The 26,635-nt window shown below is 66.8% G+C and carries 24 protein-coding genes, 4 tRNA genes and 1 pseudogene; 17 read left to right on the top strand and 12 right to left on the bottom strand.

What is annotated here, in order from left to right; translation table 11 throughout:
- The first annotated feature begins 77 nt into the window (after nt 1-77).
- A complete protein-coding gene (gene dxs / locus AC3ANJ_RS09865; protein WP_488316164.1) occupies nt 78-2,018 on the top strand; it encodes a 1-deoxy-D-xylulose-5-phosphate synthase in 1,941 nt (646 codons plus the stop codon).
- A 6-nt stretch (nt 2,019-2,024) separates the two neighbouring features.
- On the opposite strand, the gene AC3ANJ_RS09860 is transcribed toward dxs, so the two are convergent.
- From AC3ANJ_RS09860 to AC3ANJ_RS09835, 6 genes are all read right to left on the bottom strand, one after another.
- Entirely contained in the window at nt 2,025-2,168 is a 144-nt protein-coding gene (locus AC3ANJ_RS09860; protein WP_488316163.1) for a hypothetical protein, read from the bottom strand.
- A 42-nt stretch (nt 2,169-2,210) separates the two neighbouring features.
- Entirely contained in the window at nt 2,211-2,894 is a 684-nt protein-coding gene (locus AC3ANJ_RS09855; RefSeq protein WP_406250202.1) for an SPFH domain-containing protein, read from the bottom strand.
- A gap of 164 nt (nt 2,895-3,058) precedes the next feature.
- A complete protein-coding gene (locus AC3ANJ_RS09850; RefSeq protein WP_488319262.1) occupies nt 3,059-5,206 on the bottom strand; it encodes a 3-hydroxyacyl-CoA dehydrogenase NAD-binding domain-containing protein in 2,148 nt (715 codons plus the stop codon).
- 8 nt (nt 5,207-5,214) lie between these two features.
- On the bottom strand, nt 5,215-6,420 hold the full coding sequence (locus AC3ANJ_RS09845) for a thiolase family protein (protein ID WP_488316162.1): 1,206 nt from the start codon (nt 6,418-6,420) through the stop codon (nt 5,215-5,217).
- A 72-nt stretch (nt 6,421-6,492) separates the two neighbouring features.
- Nucleotides 6,493-7,689, bottom strand: coding sequence for a ribonuclease D (locus AC3ANJ_RS09840; protein WP_488316161.1), 1,197 nt, complete (start codon nt 7,687-7,689; stop codon nt 6,493-6,495).
- Complete coding sequence (locus tag AC3ANJ_RS09835; protein ID WP_406250207.1) at nt 7,682-8,263, bottom strand: DUF3000 domain-containing protein; 582 nt, start codon at nt 8,261-8,263, stop codon at nt 7,682-7,684. Before AC3ANJ_RS09835 ends, AC3ANJ_RS09840 begins: the two co-directional genes overlap by 8 nt.
- Before the next feature lie 25 nt (nt 8,264-8,288).
- Here AC3ANJ_RS09835 and AC3ANJ_RS09830 point away from each other — a divergent pair, with 25 nt between their 5' ends.
- Nucleotides 8,289-9,458, top strand: coding sequence for an alpha/beta hydrolase family protein (locus tag AC3ANJ_RS09830; RefSeq protein ID WP_488316160.1), 1,170 nt, complete (start codon nt 8,289-8,291; stop codon nt 9,456-9,458).
- On the opposite strand, the gene AC3ANJ_RS09825 is transcribed toward AC3ANJ_RS09830, so the two are convergent.
- Both AC3ANJ_RS09825 and AC3ANJ_RS09820 read right to left on the bottom strand, forming a co-directional pair.
- Nucleotides 9,442-9,873, bottom strand: a complete 432-nt coding sequence (locus AC3ANJ_RS09825; protein ID WP_488316159.1) for a SufE family protein — start codon at nt 9,871-9,873, stop codon at nt 9,442-9,444. The genes AC3ANJ_RS09830 and AC3ANJ_RS09825 overlap by 17 nt on opposite strands.
- Before the next feature lie 19 nt (nt 9,874-9,892).
- On the bottom strand, nt 9,893-10,786 hold the full coding sequence (locus AC3ANJ_RS09820) for a sulfurtransferase (RefSeq protein ID WP_488316158.1): 894 nt from the start codon (nt 10,784-10,786) through the stop codon (nt 9,893-9,895).
- Nucleotides 10,787-10,917: 131 nt separating this feature from the next.
- On the opposite strand from AC3ANJ_RS09820, the gene zapE reads away from it, so the two are divergent.
- The 3 genes from zapE to AC3ANJ_RS09805 all read left to right on the top strand — a co-directional run bounded on the left by zapE (nt 10,918) and on the right by AC3ANJ_RS09805 (nt 13,894).
- Nucleotides 10,918-11,955 (top strand): cell division protein ZapE, encoded by a 1,038-nt coding sequence (zapE, locus tag AC3ANJ_RS09815; RefSeq protein WP_488316157.1) that lies wholly within the window; start codon nt 10,918-10,920, stop codon nt 11,953-11,955.
- A gap of 134 nt (nt 11,956-12,089) precedes the next feature.
- Nucleotides 12,090-13,328, top strand: coding sequence for an ammonium transporter (locus tag AC3ANJ_RS09810; protein WP_488316156.1), 1,239 nt, complete (start codon nt 12,090-12,092; stop codon nt 13,326-13,328).
- Nucleotides 13,329-13,348: 20 nt separating this feature from the next.
- Complete coding sequence (locus AC3ANJ_RS09805; RefSeq protein ID WP_488316155.1) at nt 13,349-13,894, top strand: type II toxin-antitoxin system PemK/MazF family toxin; 546 nt, start codon at nt 13,349-13,351, stop codon at nt 13,892-13,894.
- Nucleotides 13,895-13,903: 9 nt separating this feature from the next.
- Here AC3ANJ_RS09805 and AC3ANJ_RS09800 read toward each other — a convergent pair whose 3' ends face one another.
- Nucleotides 13,904-15,061: an N-acetyltransferase DgcN family protein gene (locus AC3ANJ_RS09800; RefSeq protein WP_488316154.1), complete on the bottom strand. Its 1,158-nt coding sequence runs from the start codon at nt 15,059-15,061 to the stop codon at nt 13,904-13,906.
- 244 nt (nt 15,062-15,305) lie between these two features.
- On the opposite strand from AC3ANJ_RS09800, the gene AC3ANJ_RS09795 reads away from it, so the two are divergent.
- Nucleotides 15,306-16,022: an SRPBCC family protein gene (locus AC3ANJ_RS09795; RefSeq protein WP_488316153.1), complete on the top strand. Its 717-nt coding sequence runs from the start codon at nt 15,306-15,308 to the stop codon at nt 16,020-16,022.
- A 199-nt stretch (nt 16,023-16,221) separates the two neighbouring features.
- On the opposite strand, the gene AC3ANJ_RS09790 is transcribed toward AC3ANJ_RS09795, so the two are convergent.
- A complete protein-coding gene (locus AC3ANJ_RS09790; RefSeq protein ID WP_488316152.1) occupies nt 16,222-16,707 on the bottom strand; it encodes a DUF1269 domain-containing protein in 486 nt (161 codons plus the stop codon).
- Nucleotides 16,708-16,776: 69 nt separating this feature from the next.
- Nucleotides 16,777-18,477 (bottom strand): long-chain-fatty-acid--CoA ligase, encoded by a 1,701-nt coding sequence (locus AC3ANJ_RS09785; protein WP_488316151.1) that lies wholly within the window; start codon nt 18,475-18,477, stop codon nt 16,777-16,779.
- Between the two features lie 120 nt (nt 18,478-18,597).
- On the opposite strand from AC3ANJ_RS09785, the gene AC3ANJ_RS09780 reads away from it, so the two are divergent.
- On the top strand, nt 18,598-19,422 hold the full coding sequence (locus tag AC3ANJ_RS09780; protein WP_488316150.1) for a Rossmann-fold NAD(P)-binding domain-containing protein: 825 nt from the start codon (nt 18,598-18,600) through the stop codon (nt 19,420-19,422).
- Nucleotides 19,423-19,431: 9 nt separating this feature from the next.
- Here the strand turns inward: AC3ANJ_RS09780 and AC3ANJ_RS09775 are convergent.
- Nucleotides 19,432-19,504: transfer RNA gene (locus AC3ANJ_RS09775), tRNA-Val, on the bottom strand.
- Between the two features lie 150 nt (nt 19,505-19,654).
- Here AC3ANJ_RS09775 and AC3ANJ_RS09770 point away from each other — a divergent pair.
- The 10 genes and pseudogenes from AC3ANJ_RS09770 to cynS all read left to right on the top strand — a co-directional run bounded on the left by AC3ANJ_RS09770 (nt 19,655) and on the right by cynS (nt 26,355).
- A tRNA-Gly gene (locus AC3ANJ_RS09770) sits at nt 19,655-19,727 on the top strand.
- 54 nt (nt 19,728-19,781) lie between these two features.
- Nucleotides 19,782-19,852 (top strand) — tRNA-Cys (locus AC3ANJ_RS09765).
- A gap of 27 nt (nt 19,853-19,879) precedes the next feature.
- Nucleotides 19,880-19,951 (top strand) — tRNA-Val (locus AC3ANJ_RS09760).
- Between the two features lie 229 nt (nt 19,952-20,180).
- Nucleotides 20,181-20,432, top strand: coding sequence for a helix-turn-helix transcriptional regulator (locus AC3ANJ_RS09755; RefSeq protein WP_488316149.1), 252 nt, complete (start codon nt 20,181-20,183; stop codon nt 20,430-20,432).
- 159 nt (nt 20,433-20,591) lie between these two features.
- Entirely contained in the window at nt 20,592-21,860 is a 1,269-nt protein-coding gene (locus tag AC3ANJ_RS09750; protein WP_488316148.1) for an IS256 family transposase, read from the top strand.
- A gap of 1,461 nt (nt 21,861-23,321) precedes the next feature.
- Nucleotides 23,322-23,891 carry a hypothetical protein gene (locus AC3ANJ_RS09745; protein ID WP_488316147.1) on the top strand — a complete coding sequence of 190 codons (570 nt, stop codon included), beginning with the start codon at nt 23,322-23,324 and terminating at the stop codon, nt 23,889-23,891.
- A 128-nt stretch (nt 23,892-24,019) separates the two neighbouring features.
- Nucleotides 24,020-24,532 (top strand): hypothetical protein, encoded by a 513-nt coding sequence (locus tag AC3ANJ_RS09740; RefSeq protein WP_488316146.1) that lies wholly within the window; start codon nt 24,020-24,022, stop codon nt 24,530-24,532.
- A gap of 83 nt (nt 24,533-24,615) precedes the next feature.
- Nucleotides 24,616-25,380 (top strand): annotated as a pseudogene (locus AC3ANJ_RS09735) (IS3 family transposase); the annotation flags it as partial.
- A 151-nt stretch (nt 25,381-25,531) separates the two neighbouring features.
- Nucleotides 25,532-25,906 (top strand): cupin domain-containing protein, encoded by a 375-nt coding sequence (locus AC3ANJ_RS09730; protein ID WP_406250238.1) that lies wholly within the window; start codon nt 25,532-25,534, stop codon nt 25,904-25,906.
- The gene (gene cynS / locus AC3ANJ_RS09725) at nt 25,903-26,355 is read left to right on the top strand and encodes a cyanase (RefSeq protein WP_406250240.1); all 453 of its coding nucleotides are present in this window, start codon (nt 25,903-25,905) and stop codon (nt 26,353-26,355) included. The genes AC3ANJ_RS09730 and cynS overlap by 4 nt, the downstream gene beginning before the upstream one ends.
- Nucleotides 26,356-26,635 lie beyond the last annotated feature (280 nt).

Raw genomic sequence — 26,635 nt, 5'->3', positions numbered from 1 at the left:
CGGGCGGCGGCGGTAGGATCGAACGGTCATCGTCCGCCTGCGCGGGCGCATTCCGTGCACGCGACCTGGAGGTGAAGATGCCCATTCTTCCCGGCATCACGGGGCCACGGGACCTGGACCGGCTCAGCTCGAAGGAACTGGCGGCGCTGTCGGAGGAGATCCGGCAGTTCCTCGTCGAGAACGTGTCCCGCACGGGCGGTCATCTCGGTCCGAACCTCGGCGTCGTCGAGCTCACGATCGCGCTGCACCGCGTCTTCCGCTCGCCGGACGACCCGATCATCTTCGACACCGGTCACCAGTCGTACGTGCACAAGCTGCTCACCGGTCGCCAGGATTTCTCGCAGCTGAGGGTGCGCGGTGGCCTGGCGGGCTATCCGCAGCGCGGAGAGAGCTCTCATGACGTGGTCGAGTCGTCGCATGCTTCGAGCTCGCTGAGCTGGGCGGACGGCGTCTCACGGGCGCTGACGGCCACGGGCCGCGCCGACCGCCACGTGGTCGCGGTCGTCGGAGACGGCGCGCTGACCGGTGGAATGACCTGGGAAGCGCTGAACAACATCACCGACGACAACGACCGCAACCTCGTCATCGTGGTCAACGACAACGGGCGTTCCTATGCGCCGACGATCGGCGGGATGTCGCGGTACCTGAACCGGGTGCGCACGGCCGCCGCGTACAAGGACCTGCACCGCAAGTCGGATCGCTTCTTCCGCACGTTCGGCGCCTTCGGGCGCGCTGTCTTCCGCGGCGTGCGCGGTGGGACGCACGGTTTCCTGTCGCGCTTCACGAACAATGCCGCGCTGTACTCCAATCTGGACATCAAATACCTCGGCCCCGTCGACGGGCACGACCTGGATGCGCTCATCGAGACGCTGGAACTGGCGAAGTCGTACGGTGCTCCCGTGATCGTGCACGCGATCACGGAGAAGGGCCGCGGCTACCAGCCGGCCCGCGACGACGAGGCAGATCAGTTCCATGCCGTGAACCGCATCGACCCCACCACCGGCGAACCGCTGTCGAGCAGCGGCACCGGGTGGACCGACGTGTTCTCGGAGGCTCTGGTATCCGCGGGCGAGCGCGACCCGAAGGTGATCGCCATGACGGCCGCGATGCTGCGGCCGACCGGGCTCGCGCCTTTCGCGGAGCGCTTCCCCGAGCGCGTCTACGACGTGGGGATCGCCGAGCAGCACGCCGTCACGGCGGCGGCAGGGCTCGCGTACGGCGGCCTGCACCCCGTCGTCGCGCTCTATGCGACCTTCATGAACCGCGCGTTCGATCAGGTCCTGATGGATGTCGGTCTGCACAAGGCCGGTGTGACGTTCGTCCTCGATCGCGCTGGTGTGACCGGCCCTGATGGCCCCAGCCACCACGGCATGTGGGACCTCGCGATGCTGCAGATCGTGCCGCATATCCGCATCGCGGCGCCGCGCGACGGCGCCCGGCTGCGTGAGGCGCTCGATGAGGCCGTGACCGTCGACGACGCGCCGACCGTCATCCGCTTCCCGAAGGGCGAGGTCGCCGCCGATCTTCCCGCCATCGAGCGGTTGCGCGACGGCGTCGATGTCCTGACCCGAGGAGAATCCGAGGACGTCCTGCTGGTCGGGATCGGTCCGTTCGCCGCGCTGGCGGTTGATGTCGCGCAGCGCCTGCGAGCGCAGGGCATCGGTGCGACAGTGATCGACCCTCGGTGGGCCATCCCCGTCCAGCCGTCGGTGATCGATCTGGCGCGCAAGCACCGTCTCGTCATCACGCTCGAGGACGGCATCCGCGTCGGTGGAATCGGAACGCGGGTGCGTCAGGTGCTGCGCGAGGCCGGCATCGACACGGCGGTGGATGAACTCGGCCTGCCGGACGAGTTCATCGATCATGCATCGCGAGACCAGATCCTCGCCGATGCGGGTCTGACCGCCTCGAAGATCGCGCAGGACGTCGTGTCCCAGGTGCTCGGCACCCGGATCCCGATGGCGCGCAACGCGGGCGAGACCGGCGCGATCGATCTTCCGCTGCACGAGAAGCGCTGAAGAGCGTCAGCCCAGCGCACCGTCCTCGACCCGCGCGTCGACGTCGACGCGCTCATGGCGCCTGCGACGCGCTGAGATCCCGCGGTCGCTCCGCAGCGCTGTCCGCGCGGTGAGCCACCATCCCAGCGGCACGGCGATCAGCGCGATCACTCCGGCGAGGACGGCCAGCCCCGGGTACCGCCGCCGAGGAGCTCAGTTCAGGGCGTGCAGTGCAGCGACCGCCGCCTCGGCATCCCGATCTCCGGCGCGCAGCGCTTGCGACATCAGGTAGCCGTCGGTCAGCGCGTCTCCCGTGATCATGACCCGCACCACCTCGACGCCGCAGTCGCGCAACGCCGTCGCAGCGCACTCGGCGAGCACCAGCCGGCCGAGGTCCGCGTTCTCGGGCAGCACATCACCGGGGATTCCGCGGATGACGTCGCGCATGGCCGAGCCGACGATGTTCGCCGTGCGTTCGGTCACGTTGACGACGTCGAGTTCGAACACGCGCAATTCGCGCCCCGTGGCCACCGGGCGCCACTCGAACGAGGCGTGCACGAGATGCTGATGACCGGCCGCGCCGGTCAGCTGACGGGCGGGCAGATCGGTGGAGCGGCAGCGGACGTCGATGAGCTTGTACCAGTAGAACATCGGGAACGCGCCGTGCGTGCCGGGCGGGAGCACGACGACCTCGCCGGCCGCACCGGGTACGCCCTTGGGCTTGCGGACGATCGGCTTGCCGTTGCGCGTTCGGATCGCAGCGAAGCCTTCATCGATGGTCACCAGGAAGAGTTTCAGCAGCGCCGGAACCACCAGCAGCACCGTGAGGACGGCGGTGCCCGTCTTCAGAAGGCTGCTCATGCCGGGAACGCTGAAGAACGAGAGGAACGTGTCCATGGCTCCACTTTCACGGATCCACGGGCGTCCGGATGCCGTTACGAGCCTGCAGGGCCAGATGTTCACCGAGCCTTCGCCCGCCGTTCGCGGATCCGCCGTCCGGTGGCCGGAAACGCCGAAGGCGGGACGATCACGAGGACCATCCCGCCTTCGGCGTCGAGCGATCAGCGCTGCGCGATGCCGCGGATCGGCGGAGTGTGGAACGTGCCGCCGAAGACCCGTTCGGATGCTCCTTCACGGTCCAGATACGGCGACGCGCCGCCGTCGATGAACGGCCAACCAGCACCCAGGATGAGGCACAGGTCGATGTCCTCGACCTCCGGGACCACATTCTCGTCGAGCATGATCCGGATCTCCTGCGCGAGCCCGTCCTGCACTCGTCCGAGGATCGTCGCAGCGGATGCCGGCGTCGACCCCACAGCGCCCTTGAGCGCCTTCTCGGCGGCCTTCGTCCAGCCGGTCACACGTCCGCCCTTGTCCTTCTCGACGACCTGTTCGAGTTCGGCGAGAGCGTGGAAGTTCTCGTTCGCGTAGAACCGGTCGGGGAAGGCGTGCACCATGGTGTCCTGCACGTGCGCTGCGACCTTCCACCCGACCAGGTCGATCAGCTGGAACGGGCCCATCGGCAGTCCGAGCGGTGCGAAGGCCTTCTCGACCTCGTGCACCGGCGTGCCCTCGTACACCGCACGCGCAGCCTCGCCCATGACCTTCGCCAGGAGACGGTTCACGACGAACCCCGGAGCATCAGCAGTGAGGACCGCGTTCTTGCCGAGGCTCTTCGCGACGACGAATGCGGTGGACAGCGTCTGCTCGTTCGTCACGGGGATCTTCACGACCTCGATCAGTGGCATGACCGCGACCGGGTTGAAGAAGTGGAAACCGACCAGGCGCTCCGGGTGCTCGAGCTTCGCTCCGATCTCCTCCACGGACAGGGAGGAGGTGTTCGTCGCGAGGATGGCGTCCTCGGCGACGATCTTCTCGATCTCGCCGAACACCTGCTGCTTGACACCGACCTCTTCGAAGACGGCCTCGATCACGAAGTCCGCGTCCGCGTACTCGGTCTTGTCGACGGTCCCGCGGATGAGGCCGCGCAGCTTGTTCGCCGTGTCGGCATCGACACGCCCCTTGGCCTCGAGCTTGCCGATCTCCTCGTGGATGTGCGCGACGCCCTTGTCGACCCTGGCCTGGTCGATGTCGGTGATGAGCACGGGAACCTGCAGCTTCCGGACGAACAACAGCGCGAACTGGCTCGCCATGAGGCCCGCTCCGATGATGCCGACCTTCGTCACCTTCTTCGCCAAAGCCTTGTCCGGTGCTCCGACGGGGCGCTTGGCACGCTTCTGCACGAGGTCGAAGGCGTACATCGACGCTGCGAACTGGTCGCCGGTCACGAGGTCGGACAGGGCCTCGTCCTCGCGGGCGAAGCCTTCGGCCTTCGTTCCGCTGCGAGCCTTGTCGAGCAGTTCGAGCGCCGCATAGGGCGAGCGCGGCATGGTGCCGATCTTCGACTCCAGCATCCCTCGAGCCATCTTCACCGCGATCGGCCACTTCGTGAGGCGCTCGATCTTGCCGGGCTCGTTCCTTCGCTCGACCCTGGTGGCGCCGGTGAGGACGGCATCCGCCCACGCGAGCGACTTCTCGAGGTAGGTCGCCGCGGGGAAGATCGCGTCGAAGATGCCGTAGTCGAAAGCCTGCTGGGGCTTGAGCATGCGATTCTGCTTGAGCGGGTTCGAGATGACGACCTCGAGGGCGTTCTCGATGCCGATCAGGTTCGGCAGCAGATAGGCGCCACCCCAACCGGGGATGATGCCGAGGAACACCTCGGGGAGGGCCACGGCCGCAGCCGAAGCGTCGACCGTGCGGTACGTGCTGTTCAGCGCGATCTCCAGGCCGCCGCCGAGAGCGAGCCCGTTCACGAAGGCGAAGGACGGCACACCGAGGTCGCTCAGCGACCCCAGCACCTTGTGTCCGAGCTGGGCGATGAGGCGGGCGTTGTCCTTCGATCCCACCTTGCTGATGTCCGACAGGTCGGCGCCGGCGGCGAGGATGTACTGCTTGCCCGTGATGCCGACCGCCTGGATCTCGCCGGCGGCGGCACGCACCTTGAGGCCGGCCAGCGTCTCGCCGAGCTCCGTGAGCGTGGCGGGTCCCAGCGTGTTCGGTCGGGTGTGGTCCCTGCCGTTGTCGAGGGTGATGAGGGCGAGCATCTTGCCGGAGGCGAGACGGATGTCGCGCACGGGGGAGTGCGTGACGACCTCGCCGTCGGTGAGCGCGAGGATCGGCGAGAAGTCGACGTCGTCGTAGTTCGTCATGCCTGTGCTCACTTCCGCTTCTTGCCGTTGTAGTGCGGGTTCTCCCAGATGACAGAGCCGCCCTGCCCCAGCCCGACGCACATGGCGGTCAGTCCGTAGCGCACGTCCGGTCGCTCGGCGAACTGCGCCGCGAGCTGGATCATCAGGCGGACACCGGATGCTGCGAGAGGGTGCCCGATCGCGATCGCACCGCCCCACTGGTTCACGCGCGGGTCGTCGTCCGGGATGCCGAAGTGGTCGAGCAGCGAGATCACCTGGATAGCGAAGGCCTCGTTCAGCTCGAACAGGCCGATGTCGGAGATGCTCAGACCGGCCTTCTTCAGTGCCTTCTCCGTCGACGGGATCGGCCCGATGCCCATGATCTCGGGCTGGACGCCCGCGAAGGCGAACGAGACCATCTTCATCTTCGGCTGCAGACCGAGCTCCTTCACGGCACCTCCGCCCGCGAGCAGCGACATCGTGGCGCCGTCGGTCAGAGGCGACGACGTGCCCGCCGTGACGCGCCCGTGCGGACGGAACGGCGTCTTCAACGCCGCGAGATCCTCCATCGTGGTCTGCGGCCGGCGTCCCTCGTCCTCGGCCGCGAGACCCCACGCTCCTTCGGCATCCTTGATCGCCACCGGTACGAGGTCCGGCTGGATCTTGCCCGCGTCGTACGCAGCCTGCACCTTGTGCTGACTCAGCATCCCGAACCGGTCGGAGCGCTCCTTGGTCAGGTGCGGGAAGCGGTCGAAGATGCGCTCGGCCGTGACGCCCATGTTGAGGGCGCCGGGGTCGACCATCTTCTCGGCGACGAATCGCGGGTTGGGGTCGGCGTTGCCGCCGATCGGGTGGTGCCCCATGTGCTCGACACCGCCGGCGAGGGCGAGGTCGTACATGCCGATGCCGATCGAAGCCGCCATGGTCGTCACGCTCGTCATCGCGCCGGCGCACATGCGCTCGACGGCGAGGCCGGGCACCGTCTGCGGGAGACCTGCCAGGATCGCGACGGAGCGACCGAGCGTGAGGCCCTGGTCTCCGGTCTGGGACGTCGCCGCGATCGCCACGTCATCGATGCGGTCCGCCGGTACAGCGCCGTTGCGCTCCATCAGCCCGATCGTCGCCTTGACGGCGAGGTCGTCCGCGCGGGTGTTCCAGTACATGCCTTTTTCGCCGGCGCGCCCGAACGGGGTGCGCACTCCATCGACGAAGAAGACGTCCGAGATCTCGGCCACTCTGCCTCCTGGGTTTGGGATGTCTTCAGCCTAGGAGCGGCAGTGAGGTGTGCGGAATCGGTTGGGTCGAACCTACGAACCCGGCTCCGCGGGCGCTTCGACGACTTGCGCGGCTTCTACAAAGGCATCCGCGATCCTCTGTGCAGTCTCCTCAATCTGCCAGTGCCGGGCTCCCAGCTCCTCGAGAGCCGCACCGATGGCTTCGACGGTCGGCGGAACAGGCGGCTCCCAGGTGACGCGACGCAGGTGATCGGGGGTCAGGAGGTTCTCGGTCGGCATGTTCAGCTCGACGGCGCGCGCTTCGATCAGCGGACGCGCGGCCTTCAACCGGACATCGGCCTCAGGGTTGCGATCGCTCCAGGCGCGCGGTGGCGGGAGAGTGTCACTGGGGACTCGCTCCTTCGGCAGGTCGGTCGTGGCCCTGCCCTGTTCGATCGCTCCCCACCATCTGTCCAGCTGCGTGCGGCTGGCGCGTCCCGTGAAGTCCGGAAGCGACGCCAGAGCATGCTTGCTGGAGGGCGCGGCGAGGACCGCAGCAATGAGGGAGCGGTCGGGGACGAGCCGGCCGGGGGAGACATCCTGCTCCTGCGCGTACTCCTCGCGCGACTCCCACAGGGCACGTGCGACGGCCAGGTTGCGGGCGCCCCGCACGCGGTGGAGACCGCTCAGCCGACGCCAGGGCTCGGTGCGCGGTGGCTTCGGCAGACGGGTGAGGGTGGCACTGAACTCCTCGGCGGCGATCTCGACCTTGTCCTGTTCGATGAGTTCCGCGGCGAGGACATCGCGCACGTCGATCAGGTGCAGCACGTCGAGTGCTGCGTAGTCGAGCCAGGCATCCGGGAGGGGCCTGGTCGACCAGTCCGCCGCGGAGTGCTCCTTCTTCAGCGTGATTCCGATGGTCTCCTCGACGACGGCAGCGAGCCCGACGTGGTCGTGACCGAGCAGTCGGGAGCCCAGCTCCGTGTCGAACAGGGACGTCGGCTCGAGCCGCAGCTCTCGCAGCGATGGCAGATCCTGGCTCGCTGCGTGCAGCACCCACTCCTCGGAGCCGATCGCGTCCTGCAGCGCGGCGAAATCCCCGATCGCCGGCGGATCGAACAGGAAGACCCCTGCGCCGCGTCGGAACACCTGCACCAGATAGGCGCGTTGCGAGTATCGGAAACCGGACGCCCGCTCGACGTCGACGGCCACTGGACCCTCACCGGCCGCGAGGAGCGCGCACGCGCGTACGAACTCATCCCGATCATCGATCACGGAATACTCAGTCACGGGCCGCCTTTCGAGCGCCGAACACGGCGATGTCCTCCGACCCGGGCGGAAGCCCGGCGAGCATCCCCACCAGCTCTGCCCATGCTTCCACATGCGGACGCAGTGTGCCCTCCGGGGTCCACGACGCCCGCAGCTCGATCTGCGCTCCGTCGCCTTCGGCCGCCAGCCCGCCGAAGCCCTTGGACAGCGTCTTCGTCGCGGTGCCGGATGCCGAGTGATAGACGGCATCCCTGGACTCCAGTGCGTCGACCAGCCACGACCAGGTGACATCCGCGAGGAGGGGATCCGTGCCGATCTCGGGCTCGAGCGGTGCCTGCGCGAACGCGACGATGCGCCACTCGCCGGACCAGGAATCCGGAGCCAGCGGATCGTGCAGCAGGACGAAGCGCGCCGTACCGTAGATCGAGTCGCCGTGATCGTCCGGGCGGACGTCGGCCGCGAAGGCGATCGCGAAGGGCGCGAGCCCCTGAGGAGACGGGATCTCGCGCACGGTGATGTCCGAGCGGAATCGCGTCTCGCGCAGTTCGGCTGCGGCGTGCTCGAAGCGCGCTCCGGCCTCGGAATGTGCGTCCACGGTGACAGGCTAGAGTCAGGAGGCGATGAAGAGTATCAGGCACGCCGTCACGGCCCTCGTCCTCACGCTGCTCGCTCTGGTCACGGCCGCGGGTATCGTCGTGCTCTCGGTCGCACGACGCGTCGTCACGCCCGCGAAGCGCGGGATGGACACCGAGATCCTCGCCGTCGACACCGGCGCGCAGACGATCGAGCTGAGCCGCACCCTCGACACCGAGCTCCCCGGCCGTTACGGCCTCTTCACGACCGGAACCCACGGCTACGTCAAGCTCGGCGCGGTGCTCAGTGCGGACAGTGCGCGGGTGCGGCGCAAGCTACTGACGCAGATCGACCCCGGCGCGCGGATCGACCGCGCCGCGGCGTTCAGCGGCTGGTACTACAGCTCGCCTCGGGAACTGCACCTGCGCTGGGAGAACGTGCTGATCGGATCGCCGAGCGGACCGTGCCCCGCATGGTTGTTCCCCGCGGCGCCGGATGCCCCGGCATCCGATGTCTGGGTCATCCAGATCCACGGCCGCGGCGGCAATCGGGCCGAGTGCCTGCGCGCCGTTCCCGTTCTGCACTCGATGGGGATGGCGAATCTCGTGGTCTCGTACCGCAACGACGGCGAAGCTCCACGAACCCGCGGCGGCGCGTACGCGCTCGGAGCCTCGGAATGGCGCGACATCGACAGCGCCATCGGTTACGCGCTGCGCCACGGCGCGCGCCGGATCCTGCTGATGGGCTGGTCCATGGGAGGAGCGATCGCGCTCCAGACCGCGGTGTCCTCAGGGAATCGCGGATCGATCGTGGGACTCGTCCTCGAATCGCCGGTGGTTGATTGGCGTTCGGTGCTCCGGTTCCAGGCGCGCGAGCAGGGCGTTCGCGATCCGCTGCCGGAACTCGCGATGACGCTGCTGGCGTCGCCGCTCACCGCCCGCTGGGGCGGCGCGGACGATGCCATCCCGTTCGACCGGCTCGACATGCTCGCCAGGGCCGAGGAGCTCGACGTCCCGATCCTCATCCTGCACAGCGACGACGACGGCTTCGTCCCGGCGGATGCCTCGCACGCCCTCGCCGCCGCGCGTCCCGACATCGTGACCATGCCCCATTTCACGGGAGCACGACACACCAAGCTGTGGAACTACGACCAGACGGGATGGACACGCGCGATCACCGATTGGGTCGCGGCACAGGAGCTCAGCGCTTCTGCCTGACCTGGTTCTTGGCACGCAGCAGCATGCCGGTCATGCCGGAGATCCGCAGCGGAGAGACGACGCGGGTGAGCCCGATCGACTGCGGATAGTCGTCGGGAATCGCCAGCACCTCGTCCGGGGTGAGACCCGTGATGCCCTGCGCCAGGATGCTGGCGAAGCCGCGTGTCGTCGGAGCCTCGGCGGGAGCGGTCGCGTGCATCGTCACCGCGTCCTCGGTCACATCGAGGTAGATGTAGACGGGGGACTGGCACTCGGCGACGCGTTCGGTCATCTCCGGGTGGGCTGCGACCTCGGCGGAGACGGCGGGCAGCTCGTTCGAGAACTCCAGCAGCAGCTGCAGGCGCTCGGACTCGTCGAGCGCCAGGAAGTCGTCGCGGAATTCGGCGAGAGTGGCGGGAACGTGCGTTGTGCTCATCCCCGCCATTCTCCCACGGTCAGAGCGAACCGGGTTCGGTGCCGGTGGCGATCGGCACGCGGACGGCACTGCCCCATTCGGTCCAGGATCCGTCGTAGTTGCGCACGTTCTCGAAGCCGAGCAGGTGCTTGAGGACGAACCACGTGTGGCTCGAACGCTCGCCGATTCGGCAGTAGGCGACGACCTCGTCGCCGTCCTGAAGCCCGGCATCGCCGCGGTAGATCGCGTCGAGTTCGGCACGGGTCCTGAAGCCGCCGTCCTCTGCCACGGCGCGTCCCCACGGCACGCTCTGCGCCGTCGGGATGTGACCGGCGCGGAGAGCGCCCTCTTCAGGGTAGGCGGGCGCGCTTGTGCGCTCTCCGCTGTACTCCTCGGGCGAACGGACATCGATCAGCGGTTTGCCGATGTGCGCCAGCACGTCATCCTTGTAGGCGCGCAGGACCGTGTCGTCGCGCTCGACCACGGGGTAGTCGGTCGGAGTCCGCACCGTCGGCTGCGTGGTCAGCTCCCGGCCCTCCGCGATCCAGCGATCGCGGCCGCCGTCGAGCAGCCGCACATCCTCGTGCCCGAACAGCGAGAACACCCACAGGGCGTAGGCCGCCCACCAGTTGTTCTTGTCACCGTAGATGACGATCGTGTCTTCGCGGGAGATGCCTTTGCGGCTGAGCAGTCGAGCGAAGCCCTCTCCGTCGAGATAGTCGCGCACGACGGGGTCGTTGAGCTCCGTGTGCCAGTCGACCTTGACGGCGCCAGGGATGTGCCCGGTCTCGTAGAGCAGCACATCCTCGTCGGATTCCACGACGACGAGGCCTTCCGTGCCCAGGCGCTCGGCGAGCCATTCGGTCGTGACGAGTCGACCGGGTTCCGCGTACTCGGCGAACTTCTCGGACGTGGTGTCGAACTCGATGGTCACGGTGGCGCTCCTCGGGGGTGTGCGAGCGAAGGCTCTGGTGGTGGACGGCGTAGTGTTGTGCCGTCCCCTTCGACGATAGATCCATTCGGTGCGCCCGGCGCCCGATCCGTAAGACTCCGACACAGGACCTCATGACCGAATCGACGCCTCGCACCGGCACTGTGCGCCTCACCGAACGGCAGCCCGTCGTGACGGGTCCCGAGATGCTCGCCGGCCTCGTCCCGCCGCCGCAGTTCGACGATGCGACCTTCGAGAGCTATCGGGCCGACTCCGCGTACCCGTCGCAGGAATCGGCGAAGGAACTGCTGCAGCGCTTCTCGGGGCGCGGGGCACCCGCCAAACGCGGCGGATTCTTCCGCCGAGCGCCGAAAGAGGCGGAGCTGAAACCCGGCGTCTATCTCGACGGCGGCTTCGGTGTGGGAAAGACGCACCTGCTGGCTTCGATCTATCACGCCATGCCGGCGCGACGCAAGTACTTCGGATCGTTCATCGAGTACACCGCACTCGTCGGTGCACTCGGGTACAAGAACACGGTCGATCTGCTCCGCGGCGCCGACCTGCTCTGCATCGACGAGTTCGAACTGGACGATCCCGGCGACACGATGGTCATGACGCGTCTGCTGGGCGAACTGGTCACCTCGGGGACCCGACTGGCCGCGACCTCGAACACTCCGCCGAATGCGCTGGGGGAGGGACGATTCGCCGCCCAGGACTTCCTGCGCGAGATCCATCAGATGTCGGACAGCTTCCAGACGCTGCGGATCGACGGCGTCGACTTCCGCCAGCGTTCCATCGACGGCCACGCCGTCGTACTGGACGAGGCGGCGTACGCCGCACGTGTGGATGCCGCGGTGGCCGCCGGCGCGGCATCCGACGACGGATTCGACGAACTCATCCAGCACCTCGCGCGAGTGCACCCGTCGCGATACATCCGGCTGATCGACGGGATCGACCTCGTCGGGCTGCGTGGCGTGCGCGAGCTCACGGATCAGTCCGAGGCGCTGCGGTTCGTCGCGTTCGTCGATCGCGTGTACGACGCGCAGATCCCGATCGTGGCGACGGGCCGGGCGCTGGACACGGCTTTCTCGGACGAGATGCTGGCCGGCGGCTACCGCAAGAAGTACCTGCGCGCCACCTCTCGGCTGAACGCGCTGACGCATTCTGCGTGAGCGCGAAGCTCGACGTAACGTGATGTTCACAGACCGCGGCCGGGTGTAACCAGGCGGAAACAAACCCCACGCATTTCCGAAATCGGGCCTCGTCACACTGAAGCTCTCAATTACTTCGGATGTGAGGTTTTCCTATGGATGCTCCCGGCAACATCTCGTGGGGTATTACCGCGACGGCGCTGGTCCTGCTGATGACGCCAGGCGTCGCCTTCTTCTACGGCGGGCTCGTGAAGGCGAAGAGCGTCGTCAGCATGATGATGATGAGCTTCGGCTCGATCGGTCTCGTCGCCGTGCTGTGGATTCTCTACGGCTTCTCGATGAGCGCTGTCGCGTCACCGACCGACTTCGCCGGCAACCCGTTCGCCGACTTCGGTCTCGGTTCGCTCGCGTCCGGTGAAGGTTCGAACGTCGCGCTGATCGGTGTGGCGTACGGAGCGACCTTCGCGATCATCACCGTCGCGCTGATCTCCGGCGCGATCGCGGATCGCGCCAAGTTCGGCAGCTGGCTGATCTTCGCCGGCGTCTTCGCCACCGTCGGCTACTTCCCGATCGCCGCATGGGTCTGGGGCGGCGGCTGGGTGATGAACCTCGGCACGACGCTGTTCGGAGAGGACAGCGGCATCGCCGTCATCGACTACGCCGGTGGAACCGCCGTGCACATCAACGCAGGTGCTGCGGCTCTGGCTCTGGCGATCGTCCTCGGAAAGCGCATCGGCTTCCAGAAGGGCATCCTCAAGCCGCACAACGTGCCGCTGACCCTGCTGGGTGCCGCACTGCTGTGGTTCGGCTGGTTCGGCTTCAACGCCGGTGCCGAGTGGCTCGCGGAGGACATGGGCGGCGTCGGCCTGATCGGTCTGAACACACTGGGCGCCACGGCTGCGGCGATCCTGGGCTGGATCCTGATCGAGCGCATCAAGGACGGCAAGGCCACGTCGGTCGGCGCGGCTTCCGGTGCCGTCGCCGGTCTCGTCGCGATCACCCCGGCCTGCGCCAACCTGACGCCCGGCTGGTCGCTGCTGCTCGGCGCTCTCGCCGGCATCCTCTGCGCGCTGGCCGTCGAGCTGAAGTTCCGCCTCGGCTTCGACGACTCGCTGGACGTCGTGGGCATCCACCTCGTCGGAGGCCTCTTCGGCACGCTGTACCTCGGCTTCTTCGCCACCGGAACCGGCCTGTTCGTCGGTGGAGACGCCCGCCAGCTCGCCGTGCAGACGATCGCCGCGCTCGGCGTCCTGATCTACTCGTTCATCGTGGCCTTCATCATCGGCTTCGCGATCGAGAAGACCATCGGATTCCGCATCACGAACGAGGACGAGATCGCCGGTGTCGACTCGGTCGTGCACGGCGAGGAGGGCTACGCGCTCGTCGATGCCTGAAGCGCCGATAGGGTGACGGGGTGAGTTCGACCAAGAGCCTCTTCGCCCAGATCGTCGGATTGCTGGTCGATGCACTGACCAGCAGGACGTCCCGGAACCCCGACAGGGTGCCGGGACGTCCTGCTGTCCCCGAGTCGTCACCGGGGGAGGAACTCGGAAGCGAGACGATCCGCATCGATCCGCTCGGCGTCGCTCGACTGCGCGTCGAGTACACCCCGGAGCGCGATGGAGCCCCGGATGCCGGGGAGATCATCTGGACCTGGGTGCCGTACGAGGAGAACGACGGACGCGGCAAGGATAGGCCGGTGCTCGTGATCGGTCGGCAGTCGGATACCCGCGTGTATGCGGTGCGGATGACGAGCAAGCCGCACGATGGCCACCGCGACTACCTGTCGATCGGCTCTGGGGCCTGGGACGGCGCAGGGCGCGAATCCTGGGTCGACATCGAAGAGCTGTACAGCGTGCACGAGGCAGGGATGCGCCGGGAAGCGGCGATCCTGGACCGTGCACGCTATGACCGCGTCGCACAGGCGCTCGTGCGCCGCTACGGGTGGCGCACGAGCTGAAGCGCCGAGTCAGCGCTGGGCGGGAGCCAGACGCTCGGCCAGGTGCGGGAAGGCCCGGACCACCATGTCGACGAGTTCGTCCAGCGGCCGGGTGAGAGGGTCGGTCGCCGGGATGCCGAGGTCGAGTTCGATCTCGTCGATCGCCGATCCGAGTTCCGTGTCCGTGAGGTTCTCATGGTTGACGGTCACGCCGATGACTCTCGTCGCGGCGAACGCTTCGATCAGCGCCACCTCCGAGGCGACTGTCGGCATCGCGACCATAGGGAAGTCGCCGAGCATCCGACGCCCAGGTGCGTGCTGCACGATCACGCCCGCCGGGCGACTGCCGCGAAGGATGTGGGCCGAGGTGAGATAGGCGGGATGGCTGAGTGCGCCCTGTCCCTCGACGATGATGACGTCCGGGTCCTCGCCCTCGAATGCCAGGACGACCTGATTCTCGACCTCGCCGGAGCAGAACTGGGGTACGAGCGCATCGAGGGCGACGCCGTAGCGTCCGCCCTGGATGATCGTGGTCTGCCCTGTGCCGACCATGACCGCATGGATGCCGCGGGCGTTGAGCGCCTGCACGAGCAGCGTCGACGTGGTGCGCTTGCCGATCGCACCGTCGGTTCCGAGGACGGCGATGCGAGGGCACGTCACGTCGAAGATGCGACCTGAGAAGAGATGCAGATCCTTCTTGTCGCGCGGTCGGCGCACGTCGGTGATCGTGACGCCGGCGACCAGGCTCGCAGCGGCGAACTCCGCGTCGTCGTTGAGGAACTCATGCAGACCGTTGATGATGTGCATGCCGCGCGCGATGCCGTCCAGGAGCACGACGCGCTGCGTCGGGGACAGCAGGCCGTCGGCCGGCGCGAGTCCGCAGATCAGGTAATCAGGGACGCGATCGGCATGCGCGACGGCCTGAGCGAGTGTGCCGAGGACGGGGATCCCATTGCGGATGCCGTCCAGGACGGTCCCCGCGTCGAGGCCGGCGTGGCGGCTGTCGATGACGCTGAGGATGTCGTACTTCTCCGAGTGACGGACGAGTCCGTTGGCGGTCTTGCCGTCCTGCTCGCCGAACTGACCTTCGCAGTACACGACGGCAGTGCTGCCGACGGGAAGTGCGATGGGTGCGGCCCAGTCATGCGCGGACGGGTCGACGGAAGAAGGGAAGTGCGGGGTGGACATGGGTCTCCTTGTGCTCACACAGAGGAGGCGACGGAGAACGAAATGACCGAGTGGGCCCGTTGGTCGACAAGAAGTCTTCCCTGATGCCGACGAGATGCCGGCTCGTCGACAGTAGCACCGCACCCTGGGAGCAGGCCCGGGCGGCGCCCTCCGGCGGCGGGCTACTGGTCCGTGCGCGAAAGAGCAACCCCCTGCCCACTGGAACCGGCTGGTCATACGTTCGGCGCAGACGAAAGGGTGTCGGATGGATGGCGACAGGACAGGCGAGTCCGCTCGGACGAAAGGGCGAGCCCGCAACGTCCGTGAACTGGACTGCACGGTCGATGATGTGTTCGCAGTCCTCGCGGATGGTTGGATCTATCCGTCCTGGGTCGTCGGTGCCTCGCGGATGCGCGACGTGGAGGCCGGCTGGCCCGGTCGCGATGCACGGCTTCACCACTCCTTCGGCGTCTGGCCGGTCCTGATCGACGACACGACCGTGTGCCTCGACTGGGACCCGCCTCGGCGTGCCCTGCTGCGTGCGCGCGGCTGGCCGATCGGCGAGGCCGAGGTGCTGATCGAGGCCCTGCCGCGTGGCGCCCGATGCGTGGTGCGCATTCAGGAGCGACCGGTGCGTGGGCCCGCCGCGTTGCTGCCGGCGGCGTGGTCGGCAGCAGTGCTGCGCTGGAGGAACGCCGAGACCCTGCACCGCCTCGCCTATCTGGCCGAGGGCGGCGCCCGCGGGCGCCGGATCGCACATGACGGAAAGGAAGGCGCGAACATGACGGACGACATGACGCACGAGGAGAAGCGACGGGACCAGCTGACGAGTGCGCCCGATGCGACCGAGGAGGACGCAGAGGCCCGCGTCGTGGTCTCCGAGGGCGAGGGCGTCACGCGGGTGGACATCGCGCCGGACGCCGCGATTCGGCCAGGCCCAGGGCCCGGGATGCCCGAGGCCGAGAGCCGGGAAGACGACTGACTCAGGGATGCAGCGGGCGCCCTCGCGTAGCACGGGAGGCGCGAACGCGGACGCCGGAGGAGGGCAGGGCCGGCAGGCGGCGACGACCGACACTGAGGCCGGTATCGTCGCTGAAGGGGCTCCTCCTGCCGTCAGTGCGACCCGGCGCCTCCCCGAAATGCAGAGGGAGGCGCCGGATCGGAGCGTGTCGTAGGCGAGGTCAGTCCTCGAAGGAGCGACGGATCTCCTCTTCCTCGCCGGAGACGAGGTTGCTGGCGATGAGGGACCCGGCCAGTCCGTGGAACCGCTCGGCGAGCCGGTCGCGATCGCTGTCATGGTTGACGACGAACAGAGCCGAGGTACCAGGCACGACGGCCTTTCCGATCGTGTCGAGCTGTTCCTTGGTGATGCCGACGGCATCCATCTTCTTGGCGAGCACGCCGATCGCGGCCCCGGCGGCCGCGCCGATGAGGGGCAGGAAGAACAGAGCGCCGATCAGCACGCCGAGCAGGGCGCCCCAGCCGGCGCTGCGGATCTCGTCGCGGTGCTCGTACTTGACGTTCGGCCGATCCGCCCCCGGCTCCCATTCGATGACGGCGTAGTCCTCGATCCGGATCAGTCCTTCGCCGGCAGCCTCACGCAGGACGGCGGTCGCCTTGTCGGCGCCGTCGACGCTCTCGAACTTCCACGCGGTGAATGTGGTCACGATATTCCCTTCGTCGGGTGTGTGCTCTCGCGACCCATTATGTCGGGCGCTGGCGCCGAGTTCCCCATGTCAGATGCGGGCGAGCAGCGATTCCCGCACCTCGCGGCGGAGCACCTTGCCGATCAGCGACCGGGGGAGCTCGTCGACGGCGACGATGCGGCGGGGCACCTTGTAGGGGGTGAGTCGAGTGCGACAGAAGTCTCGCAGCGCGTCCCCGTCCAGCGCAGCGCCATGGCGCAGTACGACCGCGGCGGCGACTTCCTCGCCGCCACCGGTCCTCGGCAGTCCGACGACAGCGGAGGCCACGACGTCGGGGTGCGCGTCGAGCGCATCCTCGACTTCGCTGGGGGACACGTTGAACCCGCCGGTGATGATGAGCTCCTTGAGACGGTCCACGATGGTCACGAACCCATCCGCCGACACCTCGGCGATGTCTCCGGTCCTGAGCCATCCGTCCGGCAGCAGGGCATCTGCGGTATCGCCCGGACGATCCCAATACCCCTGGAAAACCTGCGGACCCCGGATGAGCAGTTCTCCTCGCTCGCCGGCCGGTCGGTCGACGCGGGAATCGTCGGGGTCGACGATGCGGATCTCGGTGCTCGGGAACGGCACGCCGACCGTCCCCGGGCGACGCGTGTGCCCCATCGGATTCCCCAATGCGACGGGAGAGGATTCGGTCATGCCGTAGCCCTCGACGAGAAGGCCGCCCGTCGCCTCCTCCCAGCGCTGCACCGTGGCCAGCGGGAGACTCATCGCACCGGATATCGCGAACCTGACCGACGAGAGATCGATCGTCCCGCGGGTGGCTGCACGGGCGAGAGCATCGTAGATCGGCGGCACCGCGGGAAGGAAGGTCGGCGGCGCCGAACGCGCCGCTTCGGTGACCAGGCCGAGGTCGAAGGTCGGAAACAGGACGAGCCGTGCGCCGATGCTCATCGCGAAGGTCAGGCACAGAGTCATTCCATAGGCGTGGAACAGCGGCAGAACGGCGTAGAACGTCTCCTCGCCGTCGACGAGCCCCGGTACCCACGCGCGCCCCTGCATCGCGTTGGCGCGCAGGTTCGCGTGGCTGAGGATCGCGCCCTTCGGAACGCCGGTGGTCCCGCTGGTGTACTGCAGCAGCGCCGTATCGCTCAAGGTCGGCCCCGCGACACGTCGCGACAGACGGCGGTGCGAGACGAGCTTCTGCCAGGGGACGAGATGCCGCGCTTTCGGGGTTCTGGTCAGCTTCGCTCGGGCGGTGCGCGCCTTCGCCAGGGGCAGACGAAGAGCGAGGCGCTTCGAGAACGGCATCGCCGCAGTGATGTCCACGCTGACGATGTGCTCGACTGCGAGGTCAGAGGGAAAACCGGCGACCATGTCGACGGCCTTGTCCCACACGACCGCGATCCGCGCGCCGTGGTCCTCGAACTGGTGCCTCAACTCCCGCGGTGTATAGATCGGATTGTGCTCGACCACGATTGCACCGAGGCGAAGGGCGGCATAGAAGGCGATGACGTGCTGCGGACAGTTGGGCAGCACGAGGGCGACCCTGTCGCCTTTGGCGACGCCGAGTCGACGCAGCCCCTCGGCCGCGCGCTCGATCTGCTCGCCGAGGTCCCGGTAACTCGTTTCCGCGCCGAAGAAGTCGAGGGCGGGACGCTTTCCGAAGGCCTTCACGCTCGCCGCCATCATCTCGGGCAGGGTCTGCGTCGGCTCCGCGATCTCCGCGGGGACGCCGTCCGCATAGGAGCCGAGCCAGGGGCGGGATTCGAGTGGATGGACCGTCATGGTTCCATCCTGCCGGGAACCTCGCCGCCTGTCAGTGGCCTCGCGCCCGGAGATACTGAAGGCGGACCCTGCGAGTCGGCAGGTGGCCCAGACTGTAACGAGACGCGGGAAGGTGCGCAGATGTCGGAGAGCACCCGTGGTGAACGCCCGCTCGGGCGGACTCTGCTGGTCGGGTACGGAAAGCTCGCACGTCGGCTCGCGCCGGGGCTGCTCGAGCACGCCGACGGCGTGCTCGCCTTGAGCCGCGGCGCGGCAGAGGTTCCCATTGGAGTCGAGACTGTCACGGCGGACGTGTCGTGTCCGCTCGACCGGCTCCCGGCGGTCGATACGATGCTCGTCACATTGCCGCCCGGCGGGTCGAGCGGGAGCTATCGGCTCGCGCTCACGAACCTGGCAGTCGCATTGCCGAACCCACCGGCTCGCACGGTCTTCGTCTCGTCCACCGGCGTGTTCGAAGGGGCCGGTCCGGATCGGGTCCTGACCGAGGACGATCAGCCTGAGTCGGTCTCGGTTCGCTCGGAGGACCTGATCGACGGCGAACGCGCCGCTGCCGAACTGTTCGGCGCGACCATCCTGCGACCAGCCGGAATCTACGGCCCTGGTCGTGACTTCATGCTGCGTCGGGTCCGGGCTCAGACACCGGCGGATCACGCACGGTGGACGAACCGCATCCACGAGAGCGACCTGGTGGACACGCTCGCGGCGTTGCTCCGCGCACCGGATGCGCCTTCCCTGCTCCACGCCGTCGACCGGCATCCTGCCCCGCTCGGAGAAGTCCTCACTTACGTCGCAGCGCTTCTGGGAGTGCCGACGCCGCTCGACGATGGCGCAGGGCGGGCGAGCGGACACATCCTCGACGGTTCGCGACTTCACGATTGGGTCGGCGAGCTGCGGCATCCGTCCTACGAGTCCGGATACGCCGACATGATTCGTCGCGACGGATGACTTCTAGAGTGGGCGATACCGGACTCGAACCGATGACCTCTTCCGTGTGAAGGAAGCGCGCTACCAACTGCGCCAATCGCCCAAGACCCTGAGGGGTCGACAACCGATACTACCGGACGCTGTGAGGCCGTCTTGACCATTTCTGGAGACACACCCGAGATCCCGGCTCGGTTTGGCACCGCGCAATTCGTCGGCTATTGTTTTACAAGTGCCCGGTCAGCCGGAACACAACGCGGATGTAGCGCAGTTGGTAGCGCACAACCTTGCCAAGGTTGGGGTCGCGAGTTCGAGTCTCGTCATCCGCTCGAGTGCAGGGACTCTTTCGGGAGTTTCGGCATGTGGGTTCGAATCCACCTCCTGGTGGCGTGGCCGAGAGGCTAGGCACCGGCCTGCAAAGCCGTTTACACGGGTTCGAATCCCGTCGCCACCTCTCTGCCTAACTGAATAGCCCCAACGGGCGCGATTGGCGCAGCGGTAGCGCGCTTCCCTGACACGGAAGAGGTCACTGGTTCGATCCCAGTATCGCGCACAGACAAAACCCCCGGATTTCCGGGGGTTTTTGTGTGTCTGGGGGAGTGTTTTCGAGGTGGCTTCGCGTAACTCTCGCGTAGCCGCTTTGGGTTGCGGCGGACTTTCGCTCGATTACCGTCCTCAGCGGCCGACTCAACCTGGGAATTGCCTGTAAGGCCCAGGGCGCCGCGAAGGCGCGTGCGCCAGCGGTGTACCCGTCTCTTAGGGTGACCGCGCATAGAGCAACCATGGATCTCGAGCTCACAAGAAAGCCCCTCCGCAACCGCTCTGAGGGAGCCGTCGCGATTGCTTCTGCCCCTGACGTCGACGAACTCATCAGCATCGCCGAGGCGGCCGCCCGACTTGGAGTCTCAACGAAGAGCATCCGCCGGTACATCGCGAGCGGCTATCTGGAGGCGCGTCGCTTCGGACCAAAGTTGCTCCGGATCCGTGTCTCGGATCTCGAAAGCATGGGTGAGTCAGTGCTTCTTGCTTCGTAGCAGGAGTGGCTATTGGGCCTCGTTCGCCCAGGCCGGTTGCTTCGGGTGAGTCCCATAGCGTGGTGTCACTTCCCGCGGGGTTCTCGTCGTCGTTGACGTAGGAGGGCCATTGTGGGATGCCCAGTTGTTTCCGCCAAGAAGCAAAGAAGAGATCCCACGATGACCCACCACCAGTCTGCCTTGACGACCCTGATCGGCGAAGTCCTCGCCGATCCCGATCTCGCGCATCAGGATGTGTTCCGCCGGATGCTGCAGGCCGGCCTGCAGGACCTGATCAACGCGGAGGCGACCGCGAAGATCGGTGCGGCGCCGCACGAGCGCACCCCGGAGCGCACGACCCGCCGCAACGGGCCCCGGCCGAAGACGCTCGCGACCCCGGCCGGGGAGGTCGACCTCGCGATCCCGAAGCTGCGGGAGGGGTCGTTCTTCCCCTCGCTGCTGCACCCGCGCCGCCGCGTCGACAAGGCGCTCTACGCGGTGATCTGCCAGGCCTGGATCGACGGCGTCTCGACCCGCAAGGTCGACCAGCTGATCCGAGCCCTCGGTAACGACACGGGCATCAGCCGGTCCGCGGTCTCGAGGATCTGCGGTGAGATCGACGAGGCGGTGCAGGAGTTCCTTCACCGCCGGATCGATCACACCTGGTTCCACTACCTGTTCCTCGATGCCACCTATCTCGACGTCCGCCTCCGCGGCCGCGTCGTGTCGCAGGCCCTCGTCGTCGCCACCGGCGTCAGCGGCGACGGGCTGCGGGAGATCCTCGGCATGGCACTCGGGGACGCGGAGACCACCGACTTCTGGACCGAGTTCCTCCGCACCCTCCGCGACCGCGGATTGAAAGTCGCCACCGACGCCGACCCGCTCGGCGTCACCCTGGTCACCAGTGACGCACACGCCGGCCTGAAAGCCGCCGTCAAGGCGATCCTGCCCGGATCCGGGTGGCAAAGATGCCGCGTCCACTTCGCCCGCAACATCACCCAGAAGATCGGCTCGGCCCGATCCAAGCCCGTCAACGCGCTGATCTCCACGATCTTCGCGCAAACCACCTCAGAGGCCGTGCTCGCCCAATACCAGGCCGTCACCGACAGCCTCCGCGGCTCATTCCCCGAGATCGCAGCCATGCTCGAGGCCGCCGAACCCGACCTCATCGCGTTCGCACCGCTGCCGCGAGAACACTGGCAGAAAGTATGGTCCAACAACCCAATCGAGCGCCTCAACCGGGAGATCAAACGCCGCGCCGACGTCGTCCAAATCTTCCCGAACCGCGACTCCGTCACCCGCCTCATCGGCGCCGTTCTCCAAGAACAGCACGAGGAATGGAGCTACGGCGAACGCCGCTACTTCTCCGACATCTCCATGCGCAGGCTCGTCCACACACTCCACGAGCACACCGAACCCGACCGCTCCGAGCTCTACCTCACCGCCTGACCCTCAACCCACCACAAGGAACAACAGGAGTGACACCACACCACGGGACTTGACCGTTGCTTCCGCTTGGTCGTCCTGCGGCACTGCCAGCCAGTGTGTTTCGTGTCCAGATGGGCGTGAGAACGGTGTTGGCCAGTGAAAACTGCCCGGTTTGCCCGGTGTTGCCCACCCGGGGTGGGCAGCTAAAACCCTTGAAATCACGGGGCTAGATCGGGATTGGCCGGTTTGCCCAGTAGTAGTGGTACTACATAAGAGAAAAAAGTAAGTAAGTAGTAATAGGGAACCCCCAGAGAACACACACTCTTCCCCCTTATGGATACACCCCCAGCACCGGGCAAGGTGGGCAACTGCTCCAAAAACACCTTCTGAACAGGTGTTTTCTTGAATATTGGGGTGGGCAGCGGGTGGGCAGCCTCACCCACCGGCACTCAGCGAATGGCACGCGATCCCAGTCGAGAGTAAGGAACGCGGGCGAAACCCGGCCTGGCCACGCCTGCCAGGCGCGGTGGGCATACCTCTCAGAGCACGCCATCTCGGCCGTCGAGCAACCCGACGCTCCGGCCGGGATCTCACTCTGGCCTGTCGGCCACGACCGGTGGACACCGGAGAGGGTCATTACGCAGAGCAGGGGCCGATTGATCGGTCTGGGAGGCGGCGCGCATAGTGGGCTGCGGATGTGCCGCAGGGTAGATCGCGAGAGGGATGCCCGGCATCCATGGAATACCCGGCCGTGAGTGGCCAACGCGATGTGCCGCAGGGTAGGTCGCGAGAGGGATGCCTAGCATCCATGCAACACCCACAGATGCACCGCAGAGACCGTACGAGCGCCGTATCGTGCACGATTCGCCAAAGGTACGCGCCACACGGAATCGCCCCGCATCGAACAACTGAACAGAACACCACCACAGCATGAGCGAACCGCTCATGCTCACACATCGCCGCAGGTCACAGTCACGCACCCAGACCGCCGCGGCGACACACGCACGACCATGACAATTCCACAGAGTTACGCTCGGCCCCGGGCAGACGTGACTACCGGCTCCGGGTCACGACGCACAGACTGTACGTGCGTTTCCCGTGGTGCGCCGTGCGCGGGGGATCCGTTGTCGGCGGTGAGTCCTGCACAGGCTGGTGGCAGTGCCCCCGTCGCCGCGCATCGCTGGGAGCGAGACGGGGTTCTCTTGGGCGGCGATTCGCTCATTGTCGGCGGCGCATGGTTCTATCGTCGACCAGAATGCGACCGAAGGAGACGACCGTGACCCTGCCAATCATGTTGGAGGCTGCCCCCGTGGCTATCGCGGGGGATTGGCATGGCTCGGCCGCGTGGGCGACGGCGATGCTGCGGGCCATCCGTGACGCGCACCCGGAGGTCGCGACGGTGCTGCATCTGGGCGATTTCTGGTCGAGCACGGCCATGCTTGTCGCGGTGGACCGGGCCGTGCTGAGAACGGGATTGAGCGGGTGTTGGTCACGCTCGGCAACCACGAGCTTTGGGGCACGCTCACTCCGATGCTCGACGCCCAACCCGGGGAGCCGATCCGGCTATCGCAGCGCGTCTTCGCCCTCCCACGCCCGTACCGATTCTGGATCGGGGAAACCTCCGTGCTGAGCCTAGGAGGTGCGGCATCTGTTGACCGAGGATGGCGGGTTCCGGGCAAGGAATGGTGGGCCGACGAGCGCATCACGGACGCCATGGTCGAGGAAGCCATCGCCGGCGGACCGGTCGATGCGATGCTCACCCACGAAAGCCCCGCCGGAAGCCCCGTCCCCGCAGTTCGCCGCGTCCTCCGCACCAACCCGCTCGGCTTCACCCGCCAGGCCCGGGATGAGTCACGCGACAGCCGCATTCAGGTCTCGAGGGTTTGGGCTGCGGTGCAGCCGGCCACCCTGTTTCACGGGCACATGCACATCCTTGGCGGTGGCCGGATGGATGATGGGCGGCGAGTGATCTCGCTCGGGTGTGACGGTCAGGCCGGGAACGTCGTGATCTGGGATCCGGTGGCAGACACACTCGACTACGTCGGCATGTAGGGCTCGGATCGGGCGTATGCCTCGTTGAAGTCGTGGATGATCTCCGCGGACAGCGTTGCTCGGGACACCGCGCATAGAGGCAGTAACGGGCCGCACATCCGATGCAGCCCCCAACGAAAGCACTCTTCATGTCATTTCTAAGCACGCTCACCGCCAGCATCCCGGGCCTCCTGGTCTCGAGCATCCCGCAGGTCTCCTCCGACGGCCGGCACGCATGGGTCCGCTTCCACGGAGAGCTCGGCAACCGCGTCACCGACGACGGTGACCTCATCCTCGACCTCGTCGACCTCCAACGCACAGACGAGATGCTCGCCCAAGGCATCCTTGATCATTGGGCACAGGTGAACCAGTTCTCCCTCTCGGGCATCAACCGCACCGGCGCATTCCTTCTGCTATATCAGAAGACGCTCCACAAGCTCCTTGGCCAGATGGGGGCGGACGACCCTGAACTCGACTCGGTGCGCGCCATCCTTGACGGCGAGGAAAGCGCTGCGGACAACTTCCGGGTCCGAATCGACGCGGCTTTCGCCATTTCCGTTCTAACCGACGCCTGGGACGGACCCTTCGACGACGAATACGACTTCCTTCACGCCATCGACCGCCGCCTCGCCCCCGATGCGATGACTCGCTCATGCGACTGACACACGGCCCAGCGGCTCAACGCCTCGTGGGCGCCAGTCAGCCCAGATGAGGCGGCTCCGTGAGCACGAGCAGCACCGACGCGAACCCCGTGTCGCAACGCGACTGGGACAACGCTCATCTCACGAACGCCGCCGTCGATCTTCACCGCGATGACCCGGCGTTCGGGTATCGGTTCATCTCCGACGAGATCGAAGCCGAGGCCGGGCTTGCAGCGTCCGAGCGGCGGGTGTGGCGACTGTGCTCTGAACAGCGCCTGTGGTCCGTGTTCTCGAAGAAGCGTGGCCTGAACCGGAAAGCGGGACCTCCCGTGCATGACGATCTCGTGCTCCGCGACTTCACCGCAACAAGGTCAGATCAGTTGTGGCTCACCGACATCACCGAGCACTGGACCGATGAAGGAAAGCTGTATCTCTGCGCGATCAAAGACGTCCACTCGAACCGCATCGTCGGCTACTCCATCGATTCCCGGATGACCGCGGAGCTCGCCGTTGCCGCGCTGCGTAACGCGGTCGCGCTCCGTGACCCTGTCGGGACGACGCTGCACTCGGACCGCGGGTCGCAATTTCGATCCCGGAAGTTCGTCGAGCTGCTCCGCCAGAGCGGGATCACCGGATCGATGGGACGCGTCGGTGCGTGTGCGGACAACGCCGCAATGGAGTCCTTCTTCTCGCTCCTGCAGAAGAACGTCCTTAACAAGAAGCGGTGGCACTCAAGGCAGGAACTCCGCCTCGAGATCGTGACCTGGATCGAGCGAACCTACCACCGCCGGCGTCGGCAACGACGCCTCGGGAAACTCACCCCGATCGAGTTCGAGATAATCAACTCAGAGGCCGCTCACGCGGCCTGAAACCCCAAACAAGACGAGTCAACCAAATCGTCAGCAGTCCCAAATGCGAAGAACTACAGGCCGTGCGCATTCTTCCTTTGCCGAGATCAACCTCGATGATGTGATCGATCCACACACCAGACATGGCGCAAGCCGAGGGAAGGACCAGACCATGGGATACAACACATCGATGCAGAAGGCGACTTTCGCAGACATCCCGGCTGACAAACACGGACTCATCTCCAAGCGCACCGCGACGCTGGACGGTGTCGAGGTGACGCAGGTGACCTTCGACATCGGGGCGAAGTGGTCGAACGACCTCAAGGGATACGCGGGCACGGACGACTGCGTCCTGCCGCACGTCGCGCTGGTGACCGCGGGCACGCTCGCTGTCGAAATGTCTGACGGCGAGAGCGAGGAGTTCTCCGCCGGAGACGTCATGCTCCTTCCCCCGGGTCACGACGCCTGGAGCGTGGGCGACGTCGCGTGCACCTTCGTCGAGTTCTCGCGCGGCAACGACTACTACGCGGGCGGATCCGCAGAGTGATCAGCAAGGAAGATGCCGGCTGCATCGTCGATGAGCGCCGGCGCAAGCAACGGCTCTCCTGGAAGGACCTCGCCGGACACCTCGACCGTTCACCGGTATGGATCGCCGCCGCTGCGCTGGGGATGCATCCGATCCCGGAACGCGAGGCAGAACAGCTGAGAGACGCGCTGGGGCTGGAAGACGAGATCGTCGACGCACTCGTGCGGCAGCCCACGAGGTCCCCGAGTCGCGATATCTCCAACGATCCGACCATCTACCGGTTCCACGAGCTGGTTCAGGTGTACGGACGGGCTCTCAAATCGCTCATTCACGACGAGTTCGGCGATGGGATCATGAGCGCGATCAACTGTAGCGTCAACCTCGAACGGGCTCCGCATCCCGACGGAGACCGTGTCGTCGTCACGATCGACGGGAAGTTCCTGCCCTACGCATGGACATCATCGGCATAGCACGACCCGCAGAGGCCGTAGCGCGGTGACCTGCGGTCTCGCGAATCACCTTTCGGGCGCGTTCGGCAGCATTCGTCGCAGAACGCGTTTCACCAGTATCTCGATCGTGTCTGCATATGTCGGAGCCGCCGTCTCTCGCGGGCGATCTCGCAGCATCAGTCGGGACTGACCATGCTGGGGTTTGTTCGCGGCGTGTCGATGGACGTCTGTCCGCGCTCCACGACTTTGAGACTGCAGGCAGTGCCTATGGACCCTCGGCATCGGAGAGGCCGACGGGCGC

This window comes from Microbacterium sp. STRO-1N, from assembly GCF_057748015.1.
This window is presented reverse-complemented; position numbering and strand designations above follow the sequence as displayed.

Excerpts from the sequence above, each read along its gene's own strand:
- dxs (WP_488316164.1), top strand. The coding sequence starts at position 78 with ATGCCCATTCTTCCCGGCATCACGGGGCCACGGGACCTGGACCGGCTC.
- AC3ANJ_RS09855 (WP_406250202.1), bottom strand. The coding sequence starts at position 2,894 with ATGGACACGTTCCTCTCGTTCTTCAGCGTTCCCGGCATGAGCAGCCTT.
- AC3ANJ_RS09850 (WP_488319262.1), bottom strand. The coding sequence starts at position 5,206 with ATGACGAACTACGACGACGTCGACTTCTCGCCGATCCTCGCGCTCACC.
- AC3ANJ_RS09830 (WP_488316160.1), top strand. The coding sequence starts at position 8,289 with ATGAAGAGTATCAGGCACGCCGTCACGGCCCTCGTCCTCACGCTGCTC.
- AC3ANJ_RS09825 (WP_488316159.1), bottom strand. The coding sequence starts at position 9,873 with ATGAGCACAACGCACGTTCCCGCCACTCTCGCCGAATTCCGCGACGAC.
- zapE (WP_488316157.1), top strand. The coding sequence starts at position 10,918 with ATGACCGAATCGACGCCTCGCACCGGCACTGTGCGCCTCACCGAACGG.
- AC3ANJ_RS09810 (WP_488316156.1), top strand. The coding sequence starts at position 12,090 with ATGGATGCTCCCGGCAACATCTCGTGGGGTATTACCGCGACGGCGCTG.
- AC3ANJ_RS09800 (WP_488316154.1), bottom strand. The coding sequence starts at position 15,061 with ATGTCCACCCCGCACTTCCCTTCTTCCGTCGACCCGTCCGCGCATGAC.
- AC3ANJ_RS09795 (WP_488316153.1), top strand. The coding sequence starts at position 15,306 with ATGGATGGCGACAGGACAGGCGAGTCCGCTCGGACGAAAGGGCGAGCC.
- AC3ANJ_RS09785 (WP_488316151.1), bottom strand. The coding sequence starts at position 18,477 with ATGACGGTCCATCCACTCGAATCCCGCCCCTGGCTCGGCTCCTATGCG.
- AC3ANJ_RS09780 (WP_488316150.1), top strand. The coding sequence starts at position 18,598 with ATGTCGGAGAGCACCCGTGGTGAACGCCCGCTCGGGCGGACTCTGCTG.
- AC3ANJ_RS09755 (WP_488316149.1), top strand. The coding sequence starts at position 20,181 with ATGGATCTCGAGCTCACAAGAAAGCCCCTCCGCAACCGCTCTGAGGGA.
- AC3ANJ_RS09750 (WP_488316148.1), top strand. The coding sequence starts at position 20,592 with ATGACCCACCACCAGTCTGCCTTGACGACCCTGATCGGCGAAGTCCTC.
- AC3ANJ_RS09740 (WP_488316146.1), top strand. The coding sequence starts at position 24,020 with ATGTCATTTCTAAGCACGCTCACCGCCAGCATCCCGGGCCTCCTGGTC.
- AC3ANJ_RS09730 (WP_406250238.1), top strand. The coding sequence starts at position 25,532 with ATGGGATACAACACATCGATGCAGAAGGCGACTTTCGCAGACATCCCG.